This window comes from Arthrobacter sp. V1I7 (genome assembly GCF_030817015.1).
GTDB lineage: Bacteria > Actinomycetota > Actinomycetes > Actinomycetales > Micrococcaceae > Arthrobacter.
Genome location: NZ_JAUSYS010000001.1, coordinates 1,422,065 through 1,434,556, shown reverse-complemented (window position 1 = coordinate 1,434,556; position 12,492 = coordinate 1,422,065). Strand labels below are relative to the sequence as shown.

The window sequence follows — 12,492 nt, the reverse complement described above, 5'->3', positions numbered from 1 at the left end:
CGCTAGCTCCCCGCCCGTCCGGTGCGGGCCTTGAGGCGCCCAAGGATGTATGCCGGACCCTTGCGGGCAATCGCCCGGGCACGCAAAATGCCCCGGTTCGGGGCAAGCCCCTGCTCCAGGCGGCGGCGCTCGACTTCAGACTTCTTCAGCCGCGCCTCGAGCTGCCGGACCCGCTGCTCATAGTCCAGGCGTGTGGCGCGGTCCGCCAGGTCCCGGACTACGATATTCAGGTCAAGGGTTGCCGCAGCGCCCTTGCGCAAGTGGAGCTTCGGCTTGGGCCGCCGGAAGTCGTGTAGGCCCAAGGCACTGCCGGAGACCCACCGCTCGCCGCCGGCGCGGCGCGCGGACTTCTCGGGGTCGCCGGTTTCTGACATCACCTGGAGGGTGGCCGTCTGCCACAGTTCGATCGCGCCGGGCTGCCCGTCCACCAGCGACCTGAGGACCAGTGCCTGCGTCTGCCGCAGGCTGTCAATCATTGCTTCCAGCGAATGCAGGCCCAGGGCTGTTCCTGCGCTGATCACCAAGGTGTAGGAAGCTTCAACAATCTGCTGGCCGTCCGTCCGGACGAACGAAAAGCGGCGATCGGTGGCCAGCCAGTTCTCCAGCTTCGGCCGGCCGCTGTCCTGCACAAGAATCTCGACGGCGAAGTCCTGGCAAGCGGACCCGAACAGCGAAGCGACGGTCCCTGCGATCTCGAGATCCGTAGCCTTCCCGGCCCGGATCAGGATCCGGACAAGAGGAGTCTCCCGCCGCGGCGTGTGCAGGGCCTTGAGTGCAAAGCCGGCATGGCGCAGCTCGTCTTCAATGGACGCTGACACGGCCTGGGTTCCGCTATCCACCGGCGCTGGCCCCTACGGGCATGTGCGGCCGGCTGGAGTCCGCAGGCTCCTGGTTCCAGATGCCTTTGGTGTCGATGACCAGTTTGCCTTCCAAGGACGCGGAATCCAGGGTTAGGAATTCATCATGGTCCACCAGGAGCATCACGAGGTCCGCCGCGGCGACGGCTTCCGCCATGCCGTGGAGCCTGGTGAGCCCGGATACTGCCAGCGCCGTGGGGAGTTCCTCGACGTTCGGGTCAACCACCAGGATGGTGCTCTCCGGCAACTGCCGGACGAGTTCTTGGACGATCGTCACGGACGGCGACTCGCGGACGTCGTCGATGTTGGCCTTGAAAGCCAGCCCGAGGACGGCCACGGTGGCGTCCGGCTGGTCGGCAAGGGTCTGCACGGCCTGCCGGACTACGTGGTGCGGCTTGGCGTCGTTGACTTCGCGGGCCGTCCGGATCAGGCCGGAGTGCTCCGGGACAGCGTCGACGATGAACCAGGGATCCACCGCGATGCAGTGTCCGCCCACGCCGGGGCCGGGGCGAAGAACGTTCACGCGGGGGTGGTGGTTTGCCAGCTCGATCAGCTTCCAGACGTCAATGCCCAGGTTCTCGCAAATCAGTGAGAGCTCGTTGGCGAAGGCGATGTTGACGTCGCGGAAGGTGTTTTCCACCAGCTTGGTCATCTCGGCCGTGGTGGCATCCGTGAGCAGGATTTTGCCCTGGCAGATGACCTCGTACAGCCGCTTGGCCAGCAGGGCCCCCTCCTCGGTGAGGCCTCCGATCACGCGGTCATTAGTGACCATTTCCACCATGATCCGGCCCGGGAGAACCCGCTCCGGGGAGTGCACAATGTGGACATGGTTCCGTCCGGGGGCCGCTTCTAGTGACAGGTCCGGCCGCAGTTCCATGAGGTAGGCGCCCAGGCGGTCCGTGGTGCCCGGAGGCGACGTCGATTCCAGGACCACAAGTTCGCCGCCGCGGAGCTTGGGCGCAAGGGCCTCGACAGCGCTTCGGAGGTAGGAGAGGTCGGCCCCGTTGCCCTCCGCGAGCGGGGTGGGCACGGCAATGATGAACGCGTCGGCCGCAGGCACGGTGGACATGGCGACCAGGTTCCCCAGGCTGACAGCACCTGAGACCACCACACCCATATCGGGTTCCACAAAGGGAACCTCTCCCCGGTTGACGGCGTCGACCGTCGACTGTTTCACATCGATGCCGGCCACGCGCTTGCCTTTCGCAGCGAAGCTGGCCGCAGTGGGCAGGCCGATGTAGCCAAGTCCGATGACGGCAACATCAAAAATCGTCTCGTCCATGTCTCCCTAAACTAAAATGTGGTCTTCGGGCGAACCGAAGAACTGAATCTTTGAAGAAGCCAGGAGCTCTTCATTGGTGATGGGCCAGGTGTGGGACGCCACGTCGGCGCCGCGCATCTGGCAGTAATTGAAGCGGTCCGCGGAGTAGACCCGGGCGCCCGACTCGACGACGTCGCTGAGGAAGCGCGAGTCCTCTCCGCGTTGCAGCTGCTGGAAAGGAAAGCGCCTGAAGGTGTCAGTGGCGGCGAAAATCGTAGGTCCGGAGACTGCCTCCACGTATCGGTGCTCCAGTTGCGGGTTGCGCAGGATCGTAGCACCGGCCCCGGCCAGGTGCATGTAGTGCGCCCGCTTTCCCACTACCTCGGCCTCGGAGTACATCAGGGCGTGGACCTGGTCGCCCAGGTACAGCGGGCTGTAGATGTCGTCGTCGTCCCATTTGGTGGCGAGCCGGCCGTCGGCGTGCGCCACGAGGGAATTGAGGCACTCACCAAGCAGCGTCTGCTGCGGCTCGTGAAGGACTACGACGTCGAGAATCCCGGCTTCCAGGCAGTTCCGCCGGAACGCGGATTCGTCGAGCTCGAACCCGTGCGCAAGGTACACCAACTGGACATCCACGCCCTGCTGGGCGGCCACGCCGGCTATGACGTGCCCTAGTTGCTGCGGGCGGAAACTTGAAACAAGGACGGATACCTGGGCATTGGGTGCCGGGGCGGCCAGCGCGGGCCTCGCCGCCGCTGCGATGGACTGTGCCCGGTGGCTGAAGGTGTGCTCCGCCCAGATTCTTCGCTGGGCCTTGTGGACGAGGCGCTGGGCATAGTCCGGATTGGCGGTCAGTGCCTTCAGCAGGTGTGCGGCATCTTCGCGGGTGTCCGCCGTGGGAATTTCATTGCCCGGGAAAAATTCCGTAATGGCCGCGCTGGGGGTCGACACAACGCAGGAGCCTGCCGCGGTGATCTCGAAAATCCGCCGGGCGCACATGGACGGCGAGTCCGTGACGGAGTTGACGTTGAGGAAGACTTTATACGCCTTGTAGGCGGTCAACATCTGTTTGTAGGACAACGAGCCCACGACATGCTTTTTGAGGATACCGGGGAACTGATACTGCGGCTGCCTGCCGAGCTGCCTCGAAAAGATGTCAAACCCGGGTCGCTTGCCCGCAGTGGCGTCAACGGCCGCACCCAGCAGGTACTCCATCTGGCGTCGGCGGTCCTCGTATTTGTGCGCAAAATACATTCCGGCGAAGGCGATCTCCCGCGCATGCCAGCCGTGCCGGGGCCTCGCCGGGTTATGGATGCGGGGCTGGGCGGCAAAGGGCAGCACGGAAATCCGGTCGTGGCCCAGGTCCGACCGGTAGCTTGGAAGCATGTTGGCATCCGTCGTGAAGACGTGGTCGAACAGTTTTGCGGCGGGAAGGAAGTCCGCGTAGTGCGGCGGGTCTTCCTTGTTCCAGAAGACCGCCGGAACTCCGGCTGCCCGGCACCCCGCAACCAATTCGCGGAAGACAGCCGAAGGCCCCGCGGGCCCCGTGATCTTGCCCCGCCAGAGTCCGCTGTTGCCCGCCCAGGCAGACTCGACGACGACGAACGACAACGCCTCGTCGCGGAGCTGCTGTTCCCAGCTGTCCGGCCTGAGCGCCACGACCGACCACTCGGCGGAGAACGCCGCCGCCGAGAAGTCATCCATGATGATACCCACGCGCAGCTGCGGATTCCGCGGCTGCGCAACGTCAACAGCCGCTTCCCGGAAGATCAGGTGCCGGCCGCGTCCGAAGCCGCGCCAGGCACCTTCTGCGCCGCGGACGCCGGACAGGCTGGCCTCATCCCGCTCCGTAGTGCTGCGGTGAAGGTAGCTCCTCACCTGCACCATTCCGCCCTGGCGGGCGTGCCACAGCGCGCGGCGCCAGTACGCCGTCTTGTCTCGAAAACTCATCTGTTACCGGGACCGCTTCCAGCCGTTGGGAAGCAGCGTGGTCCGCATTTCCGGGAGGCTGGCCATCAGCTCGGCGCGGATTTTGCGGCCATAGTCGGCGTTGCCCTCGTTGATGCGCCAGATGAAGTTCCGGTATTCCTTGGCGACCTCGTCAGGGGTTCCGTCCATAATGAAGTCACCCTTGTCGATCCAGAGGGCACGGTTGCACATGGACGTAATGGTGGTGAGGCTGTGGCTGACCACGAACACGGTCCCGGCCTGGCTGGTCACGTGCTCCATCCTTTTCTTAGAGCGTTCCTTGAACTGGGCATCGCCGGTGTTGAGGGCCTCGTCAATGAGGAGGATCTCGGGATCCACCGCCGCCGCGATGGCAAAACGGAGGCGTGCGCCCATGCCCGAAGAGTACGAGTTCATCGGATGATAGACCTCGTGCTCCAGCCCTGACATCTCCACAATGTCATCGAACTTGGCATCGATTTCGGCGTGGCTCATGCCCATGGCCAGGCAGCCGAGCCGAATGTTCTGCGCACCCGAAATGGAGCTAATCAGTGCAGCGTTGACGCCCAGCAGGATGGGGTTGCTCGCGGCGTAAACAGTGCCGGAGTCGGGGATGATGAGCCCGGCGAGGACCTTCATCAGGGTGCTCTTGCCTGAGCCGTTGCGGCCGATGACGCCGATGGAATCGCCCTGGTTGGCCACGAAGGAAATCTTGCTCAATGCCGTGGTGCGCACTACGCTGTCGCCGCAACGAAGCCGGCGCAGGTTTTTCAAGAGCGAAGTGCGGGCGTTGGTCCTGGCCTCGGACTGGTTCTTGGTCCGGTAGACGACCGAGATGTCATCCACCACTACTGTGGGCTCCGAGACGGAGCCGCCTGATACCTCAGACACGTCCATAGCTTTCCTCTCCGCGCCAAAAGACAACGAGTCCGGCGGCGGCCGAACCCAGCGCCCAGACGCCCACGACAGCCCACGCCCGCCAGGACGGTGTGGTGTCGTAAAGCACCGAGTCGCGGATGATTTTGATGACCTGGAAGGCGGGGTTGTAGTCCAGGATCGTGCGTATGACGGGGTACGCGTCGAACCGCGTCTCCGCGAAGAAGACAGCGGATCCGTACATCCAGAATTGCATTAAGAATGAGAGCAACTTGCTAAGATCCGGGATCTTTAGGATCGCCGGTGCCAGCAGCATCCCCAGGCCAAGGTTGAACAGGAATTGCAGCAGGATCGCCGGGACAATTAGCAGCCAGCGCCAGGTGATTTCCTCGGCAGGGGCCGTCAGGATGACGAAAAGCAGCATGACGATGGTGACCGGGATATTGGACAGCAGTTCCCGCACGTTAAGCGCAATGGGCAGGGCCGCCCGAGGAAACTGGAAGGCCCGGATCATCGACGTGTTGCTGGTGAGTGACTTGGCTCCATTCAGGACAGACCGCGAGGTCATCTGGAAGGTAAACACACCGATGATCAGGTAGCCGATGAAGTTTTCGATGCCTCTGCTGGTCCCCAGCAACACGCCGAAGATCAGGTAGAAACTCAGTCCGGTCAGGATGGGTGTCAAGACCAGCCACGCGGCTCCCAGTTTGGTCTGGTCGTTGCCGCTCTGGACCCGGGCCCGGGCGTCAAAGAAAATGAAGCTCCGGCGGTCCCACAGCTGGACCAGGTAATCGAGAATGTCGGGCCGCTGCCCCACTTTGCTCAACCGGACAAGGTTCACGGGCACAGAGACGGTGGGCGCCTTCATCTGTTCCACCTCAGTCTGTTCCTTGATGCTCATTAGATGGTTACTCCCAGCATTTCCAACTCTCGTGCCAGGGCAACCGCGTTGGCGGCCCACGTTCTTTCGCTTAACACACGCTCCCTGCCAGCAGCGCCGAACTCTGCTGCTAGCCGCACATCCGACAACAGCCCCCGGATGGCGGCGGCGAATGCCGCAGGTTCCTCCGGCGCCGCCAGGAGGCCGGTCACGCCGTCCTCAACGATTTCGGCCAGGGCCGGCAGGGCGCTCGCCACGACGGGGCGGGCGCACGCCATGGCTTCCACGGGTTTGAGCGGTGTCACGGAACGCGTCACCTCCAGGTCTTTGCGCGGCACAACGAATACATCCAGCGCTTGATGGTACAGGGCCGCACGGCCACGCGGCACCCGGCCGGTGAAGATGATGCGGCCGGCATAGCCGCTCCGCTGCGCCTGCATCTGCAACGACGGCATGGCTGCCCCGTCTCCGACAATCAACAAACGGAGTTCGGGCAGGTCCGGTGCCAGCAGGATGAACGCGGCCAGGAGGTCTTCGATTCCCTCGTAGTTTACCAAGCTGCTGACGGTGCCGATAAATTGCCCGTCCTCTGCGAGACCAAGCTCACGGCGGGCGCTGGCCTTATCAAGGGGCTCGGAGAGGAAGTCGCCGCCCACAGCGTTGGGGGCAATAATGACCTTCTTGTCGGGGATGCCGGCAGCGACGATATTGGCCTTCATGGCCGTCCCGAGTGTCAGCACGAGGTCTGCACCTTTCATGACTTCCGCCTCGCGCCGCTGAAACGCCCGATACTTCTCGCTGTTTCGGGCCTCGGGTCCACGGGTGGAGGCCCAGGTGTCGGCCAGTTGGCCGCGGACCTCGTAGACCCAAGGAATCCCGAGCGCCTGAGCCACGGCCCGGACCACCAGCCCGTTGACGTAGTGCGTCGTCGTGTGAAGCACGCTCGGCTTGAACTCGAGGGCCACGGCGAGCAGCTGCTCCGCCTGCTGTTGCAGCCGGGCATCGATGGTCCGGGCCATTGTCGAGGGAAGAAGCCTTTGGTAACGGACTCCGTCCACGGTGTCCGTGGATTTCGCAAAGACCTTCCCGACCTGCACGGGATAACCCAGCCTGGTGACCGCCAGCACGTCCCATCCGGCTTCCCGCTGCGCCAGCAGGGTGGAGTGGGAGCGCTGGGCATAGCCGCTGGCCGTGTGCGGCAGGGAGTTGGTCAGAAGATGCAGGATGCGGCCGGGAACGGGTACGTACGCACGGCGTTCCAGCGACGGGACGGCGTCCGCCAGTATTGCGGCCTCAGCAGCCAAACGGGCCTGCTGCCGCATTCCTGCGGCTCCTGCGCCCTTGAGCGCCTCTACGGCTTCGCTGATGGCGCCGTCATACCAGAGGCGTCGTGCCCGGGCCTGCTGGAGGTGCCGGGACGCGCCTGCCTTCGCCAGGAAGCTGTCCGCGAGGGCCGGCAGGTTCGCCGCGAGGGCGAGGTCGGCCAGTCGCCGGGCGCGCTCCCCGCCGACGCTGCCGTCGGCGGCGGCGATCAGCAGGCGCCTCTCGACGTCGGCGTCGTCCCCTGCGGCGAGTGCGACGAACAACACGGCCGACGAAATGGAATTTTTGGGCGCCCGGCGGCACAGACGCTCTGCCAGCGGAAGCACCGCAGAGGGCAGCCTGCGTGAAAGCTGCAGGAACAGGATCACGGGATCGTCAGTGAGGTGCTGCCGGACCACACTTTGGGTCAGCCACACGTTCTTTAGGAGCTGCATCATCGGCTAGGAACGGGTTTCCGCGAGAAGCTCGGCGATCAGGTCCATGTAGCGGCCGGCCAATTGCTCGTACTCGGCATTCGCCTTGACCCACTGGCGGCTGTCGCCGTTGCGGACCAGGCGGCCGCGGTCGGCGGCCAGCTCGCGCCACAAGGCGGCCAGCTGTTCCGGGTCGCTGGCGACGACGTCGCCTGCCTCGGCGTCGGTGATGATGCGCGCGGCTTCGCCACGCACCACAGCCGTGACGTGACGTCCGATCGCCAGGACTTCATAAGTCTTGGATGGCACCGTGGTTTCGAAGGATTTCCAGTCATCACGAAGTGACACGATGCAGGTATCCGCCGAGGCGTAACGTTCCAGCATGGCGTCCCCGGTCAGGGGTGCGTGGAAGGTGACGGGAGCTTTCAGTTCACGCGCTAGCTTTTCCAGCACCGGACGCTGGGTCCCGTGGCCCACCATGTGCAGGTGCATGGAATCCCCCACCAGCGCGCTCGCCCGGATCGCTACGTCCAGCCGTTGGCTTTCGCCATGGTTTCCCAAGTAAAGGGCCTCAAATACCTCCCGCTCCATTTCAGGAGGGCCAACGACGGGAATGGCGTCCAAGTGCACGCCGTTGCTGACCGTCGCCACCCTGCGGATACCGCGCGATCGCAGCGTTGCGGCGAATCCCTCCGTCACCGTGACAACGAGATCCGCCCGGTGCTGCACGAAGTCCACCGCATGTTCCACAACGCTCTTGACACTGCCCTGAACGAGGCGGGCGTCGCGGGCGAGGTCCGGCCAGGCGTCACGCATTTCCACGATCAGCGGTACGCGGCGCAGCTTGGCCACGATATAGCCGGCGGCGAGCGAGGGCAGGCCCGGGGCAGTGACAATGACGACGTCGGGCTTGCGGACCATCAGCCCGGCCGGGATCGACAGGGCGGCCGAAAAACACTGGTCCAGCAGGCGTGCGGCACGGGAGTTGCCGTGGCGCAGGTAAGGAACGTGAAGGATTTTTTCGGTGAACTGGCCGTTCCGCAGATGGAACGGCCTTCCCGCCATCCACGGTGGCAGGGCCCGCCTGCCGAAGGGATAGTGCGCCACCGGGGTCACGACGTCGACGTCCCAGCCGGAGTGGGAAAACTCCTTGATCATGGCCGTCCAGCGCCGCTGGGGAGGGCTCTGTTCCGGCCAGTAGGAGTGCGTGATCAGCGTGATCTGCAATCCGTCACCCTTGGAACGGGGCGCAACGAATTCCGGAGAGGCTTCTTTTTGCATGGGTGTCAGGACTTACCGGTCCGCGGGAGGCCGCTAACCTTTTTCGAGCCGATGAACCAGAAGTAGGCGAAGCCAAGGCCCAGCAGAACCAGCACCGTGATGGCCTGGACTGCCAACGGGCTCCCGGTAGCGACGGCGACCGCAGCCTGAACCTGGGACTTCATGACGGCCGGGGCGGCCGGTCCAGCGACGATTGCCGGGGCAACGGCCTTCGTCGGTTCGGGGGTAGGAGTCGGGGACGGCGCCGGTGGGGCTTCCGCCGGGACTGGGACAACGACTTCACGTGGAACGACCCTGGGAGCAACCACGGGCGGCGGTACCACCACGGCGGGTGCCTCGACGACGGGAGCGGGCGGGGCCGGAGCGGGCGCAGGTTCCACCGGCGGCGCCGGAGGAGGCGTCTCCACAGGCGGAGCCGGAGGAGGCGTCTCCACAGGCGGAGCCGGCGTTTCCTCAGGCGGCAGTGTCGCAGGGGGTTTAGTCGGCTCTGGCGCGGCCGACGTGGTGGGCGCAGGGTCAGCAGGTGTCGGAACCGGAACGGGAGTGGTGGTCACCACGGCGGGAGCGGTGGGCACGGGGTCTTCGGCATGGGCGGTGGCAGCTGTCCCGATGACAGAGCCTGCCAAGAGCAGTGCTCCAAACCCGGCGCGTACTGACTTTAGTTTAAGGCTGCGCGACGTCATCGACAGTCCCTCCCCCAGTATGAGAATTGATCAAAATGGTGCGGTTGTAGCCGTCACTATCGTCGTTGCCGGCAGAGCCGAGCGGCGGACGTTCCGCCCAGTCTACTCGAAGGGGGGACACAGGAGGGTATGCGTGGTGCTTGCGCACCCGCACTCCCCGGACTACCGGGCCCGCTGCCGGCGCGCCACCCGACCCGGGCTAGGCTGGACATATGCCTTTCCGCCACAGTGATTCCGCGCGCCCACAATATCTCCTGGCCTTGGCCGCTGTTGCGGCCCTTGCCTTCACGGCCTGCGCTCCGGTGGTGGACGTCACCCCGGCGAAGGACAGTGCGAACGCCGCCTGCGCCCCCATGATGGTCGCACTGCCGGACAGCATCGGCGAGGCCAAACTGCGTAGGACAAACAGCCAGGGAACGGCTGCCTGGGGCGAACCGTCGTTGGTCATCCTGCGCTGCGGCGTCAACGTCCCGGGACCAACCACAGACCGTTGCGTCAGCGTGAACGGCGTCGACTGGGTCATCAAGGAAGGCGACCCGGTGTGGACGCTGACCACTTTCGGACGCGAACCGGCCACTGAGATCCTGATGGACCCGGACAAGATCAGTTCGGCCACAGTGCTGGCGGATCTTTCCGCCTCAGCCTCAAAGATTACGTCGACCCGGGGCTGCGTGGGCCAGGAAGAGCTGCAGAACCTGCCGCCCAGCAACTAGGGTCATGGCGCTTATCTGGCGACGCCGGACTGTTGCAGGAAGCTGCCAAGAGTGTCGTTCTTCAGGGCGTCCCGGATTTCTGCCACCGCCGCGTCATCCCTGAGGACAATGGACTGGCCGTCGGCCGAAGTCCCGATCCCCAGCGTCGGCAGGGTGAAACTCGTGACATCGAAGGCTCTGACGTCACGGAGCTCCACGGCCAGGGCCCCGACTTTTCCGGCGTCCAGGGTCGCGTCCACGCTGACGTAGGGTGACACGGTGTCAACCAGCGTGCTGAGCGTTTCGGGATTTGTGAGGGTTTCGGGCGTGAGGAACCGCGACAGAATGGCCTTCAGGAACACCTGCTGGTTCTTGACCCGCTGGTAGTCGCCGTCGCTGAATGCCTTGCGTTCGCGGACGAAGGCCAGGGCCTGCTCCCCCGTCAGCTCCTGTTTCCCGGCAGGGAATGAGAACTGCTGGGTATTGAACGCCACGGGAACATTGACTTCGACGCCGCCCAAAGCGTCAGTCATGGCTTTGAAACCCTCGAAGTCGATGATGGCCACGTTGTCCAGCCGGGTATCAAACATGTTTTCCAGGGTTTGCACCGTCAGGGGTATGCCGCCGAAGGCCATCGCGGAGTTTATCTTGGACTCACCGTGCCCGGGAACATCAACCCAGGTGTCGCGCAGAATGGACATGACGTAGATGTTCTTCCGGTCCGCCGGAATGTGGACCCACATCATGGTGTCTGACCGCTGGTCGGTCGGAGCGCCGGCCCCGGCCTCGGCGTCCTCAACGCCCGCGGCACGGCTGTCGCTTCCGAGCAGCAGCATATTGGTGGCGCTGGGTCCCGATGCTGCCTCTACCTTGTCAGGCCGGGACGATTCGTCGGGGAACGCGTTGTCGATTTTCTGCGCCTTGGAATCGAAGCTCTGGGCGAGGTTGAAGGCGAACAGTCCCGCTGCGGCAGCCACGACGAGGAAGAACGCCACGAAGCCCAGCAGCACCTTTCGACCGGTGCGCCGTTTCCGGTCCTTCTGCCTCGGCTGGCGCCTGTCGTCTGAAGTCTGCTGCTCGGTATCAAAAGCCATGTGTTCTTCCCAACAATGTGGATCTAGGGGACAAAAGCAGCCGTGCTAGCGCAGCCCGGTCCTGCGGTGCAGGGCCAGGTAAATCAGTTCGTCGATCAGCTCCGCGTAGCTCAGGCCCGAGGCCTTCCACATCTGCGGGTACATGCTCTTGGGAGTGAACCCCGGCATGGTGTTGATCTCGTTGATGATCAGTTCGCCGTCAGGAGTATAGAAAAAGTCGACCCGGCTCAGCCCTTCGGCGCCGACGGCGTCAAACGCGACGGCGGCAAGTTCGCGGACCCGGGTGATGGCCTCTTCGGTAAGGTCTGCCGGGCAGCTGAGCGCGGCGGCGTCGTCCTCCACGTATTTGGCGTTGAAGTCATAGAACTCGTGTCCGCCGCCCGCGACGGAGATCTCCCCGGGCATGGACGTACGCGGAGCGTCGGTCCCCCGGCCTTCCAGGACCGCGCACTCGATCTCCCGGCCCACGATGCCTGCCTCGATGACGAGCTTTGGATCGTGCTTCCGGGCCGCCTCGATCGCGGCGTCCAGGCCTTCCAGCGAGTCGACCTTGGAGATGCCCATGGAGGATCCCGCCCGGGCCGGCTTCACGAACACAGGGAAGCCGAGCTGGTCCACGCGCTTGCGGACCGTCTCCGGATCGTTGCGCCACTGCCGGTCAGTTACGGCGACGTAGGGCCCGACCCGTAGCCCGGCAGATTCAAACACCACCTTCATGAAGTGTTTATCCATCCCGACGGCGGACGCCAGCACGCCGGCGCCAACGTAACGCGTGTCGGACAGCTCCAGCAGACCCTGGATCGTGCCGTCCTCGCCGAACGGCCCGTGCAGCAGCGGGAAAACCACGTCCACGGAACCCAGTTCCTGCGGGACCTCGTTCGGGGAAGCCACAATCAGCTGATGTTCCCCACTGATCTCGGCCAGCGTCACGGTCTGCTCCGAGGGAGCGACCTCGGGCAGCGAGGAAGCAGACAGGGACCACTCGTGCGTATCGCCGGAAACCAGGACCCATTGGCCCGTCTTGGCGATGCCGATGGGGATGACCTCGTACTTGGTCTGGTCAATCGCGCCGAGGACACCCGCCGCGGTGACGCAACTCACGGCGTGTTCGCTGGAGCGTCCACCGAACAGCACCGCCACGCGGGGCCGCGAGCGGGTGGAACTGACGTCTGGGTTCATGATCTC

The 12,492-nt window shown here is 64.6% G+C and carries 11 protein-coding genes; 1 reads left to right on the top strand and 10 read right to left on the bottom strand.

The genetic code is table 11. The annotated features are described in order from the left end of the window. Positions 1-2 precede the first annotated feature (2 nt). The 8 genes from QFZ69_RS06730 to QFZ69_RS06695 are packed head-to-tail and all read right to left on the bottom strand — an operon-like array spanning position 3 to position 9,218. Entirely contained in the window at positions 3-839 is an 837-nt protein-coding gene (locus QFZ69_RS06730) for a hypothetical protein (protein WP_306999980.1), read from the bottom strand. Further along, complete coding sequence (gene wecC, locus QFZ69_RS06725) at positions 832-2,139, bottom strand: UDP-N-acetyl-D-mannosamine dehydrogenase (RefSeq protein WP_306916559.1); 1,308 nt, start codon at positions 2,137-2,139, stop codon at positions 832-834. Before wecC ends, QFZ69_RS06730 begins: the two co-directional genes overlap by 8 nt. Positions 2,140-2,145: 6 nt before the next feature. After that, positions 2,146-4,068: a glycosyltransferase gene (locus QFZ69_RS06720; protein WP_306916557.1), complete on the bottom strand. Its 1,923-nt coding sequence runs from the start codon at positions 4,066-4,068 to the stop codon at positions 2,146-2,148. A 3-nt stretch (positions 4,069-4,071) separates the two neighbouring features. After that, complete coding sequence (locus tag QFZ69_RS06715; protein WP_306916556.1) at positions 4,072-4,962, bottom strand: ABC transporter ATP-binding protein; 891 nt, start codon at positions 4,960-4,962, stop codon at positions 4,072-4,074. Beyond that, a complete protein-coding gene (locus tag QFZ69_RS06710; protein ID WP_306916555.1) occupies positions 4,949-5,842 on the bottom strand; it encodes an ABC transporter permease in 894 nt (297 codons plus the stop codon). Before QFZ69_RS06710 ends, QFZ69_RS06715 begins: the two co-directional genes overlap by 14 nt. Then, the gene (locus QFZ69_RS06705; RefSeq protein ID WP_306916554.1) at positions 5,842-7,581 is read right to left on the bottom strand and encodes a glycosyltransferase family 4 protein; all 1,740 of its coding nucleotides are present in this window, start codon (positions 7,579-7,581) and stop codon (positions 5,842-5,844) included. The genes QFZ69_RS06710 and QFZ69_RS06705 overlap by 1 nt, the downstream gene beginning before the upstream one ends. A gap of 3 nt (positions 7,582-7,584) precedes the next feature. Further along, entirely contained in the window at positions 7,585-8,784 is a 1,200-nt protein-coding gene (locus tag QFZ69_RS06700) for a glycosyltransferase family 4 protein (protein ID WP_306999978.1), read from the bottom strand. A 59-nt stretch (positions 8,785-8,843) separates the two neighbouring features. Further along, on the bottom strand, positions 8,844-9,218 hold the full coding sequence (locus QFZ69_RS06695) for a hypothetical protein (protein ID WP_306999976.1): 375 nt from the start codon (positions 9,216-9,218) through the stop codon (positions 8,844-8,846). Between the two features lie 515 nt (positions 9,219-9,733). Here QFZ69_RS06695 and QFZ69_RS06690 point away from each other — a divergent pair. Beyond that, positions 9,734-10,234, top strand: coding sequence for a DUF3515 domain-containing protein (locus QFZ69_RS06690; RefSeq protein ID WP_306916548.1), 501 nt, complete (start codon positions 9,734-9,736; stop codon positions 10,232-10,234). Between the two features lie 11 nt (positions 10,235-10,245). Here QFZ69_RS06690 and QFZ69_RS06685 read toward each other — a convergent pair whose 3' ends face one another. Both QFZ69_RS06685 and QFZ69_RS06680 read right to left on the bottom strand, forming a co-directional pair. Then, positions 10,246-11,307, bottom strand: a complete 1,062-nt coding sequence (locus QFZ69_RS06685) for an LCP family protein (RefSeq protein WP_306916547.1) — start codon at positions 11,305-11,307, stop codon at positions 10,246-10,248. Between the two features lie 45 nt (positions 11,308-11,352). Next, entirely contained in the window at positions 11,353-12,486 is a 1,134-nt protein-coding gene (locus tag QFZ69_RS06680) for a D-alanine--D-alanine ligase family protein (RefSeq protein WP_306916544.1), read from the bottom strand. Positions 12,487-12,492 lie beyond the last annotated feature (6 nt).

Excerpts from the sequence above, each read along its gene's own strand:
- wecC (WP_306916559.1), bottom strand. The coding sequence starts at position 2,139 with ATGGACGAGACGATTTTTGATGTTGCCGTCATCGGACTTGGCTACATC.
- QFZ69_RS06720 (WP_306916557.1), bottom strand. The coding sequence starts at position 4,068 with ATGAGTTTTCGAGACAAGACGGCGTACTGGCGCCGCGCGCTGTGGCAC.
- QFZ69_RS06715 (WP_306916556.1), bottom strand. The coding sequence starts at position 4,962 with ATGGACGTGTCTGAGGTATCAGGCGGCTCCGTCTCGGAGCCCACAGTA.
- QFZ69_RS06690 (WP_306916548.1), top strand. The coding sequence starts at position 9,734 with ATGCCTTTCCGCCACAGTGATTCCGCGCGCCCACAATATCTCCTGGCC.
- QFZ69_RS06685 (WP_306916547.1), bottom strand. The coding sequence starts at position 11,307 with ATGGCTTTTGATACCGAGCAGCAGACTTCAGACGACAGGCGCCAGCCG.
- QFZ69_RS06705 (WP_306916554.1), bottom strand. The coding sequence starts at position 7,581 with ATGATGCAGCTCCTAAAGAACGTGTGGCTGACCCAAAGTGTGGTCCGG.
- QFZ69_RS06680 (WP_306916544.1), bottom strand. The coding sequence starts at position 12,486 with ATGAACCCAGACGTCAGTTCCACCCGCTCGCGGCCCCGCGTGGCGGTG.
- QFZ69_RS06710 (WP_306916555.1), bottom strand. The coding sequence starts at position 5,842 with ATGAGCATCAAGGAACAGACTGAGGTGGAACAGATGAAGGCGCCCACC.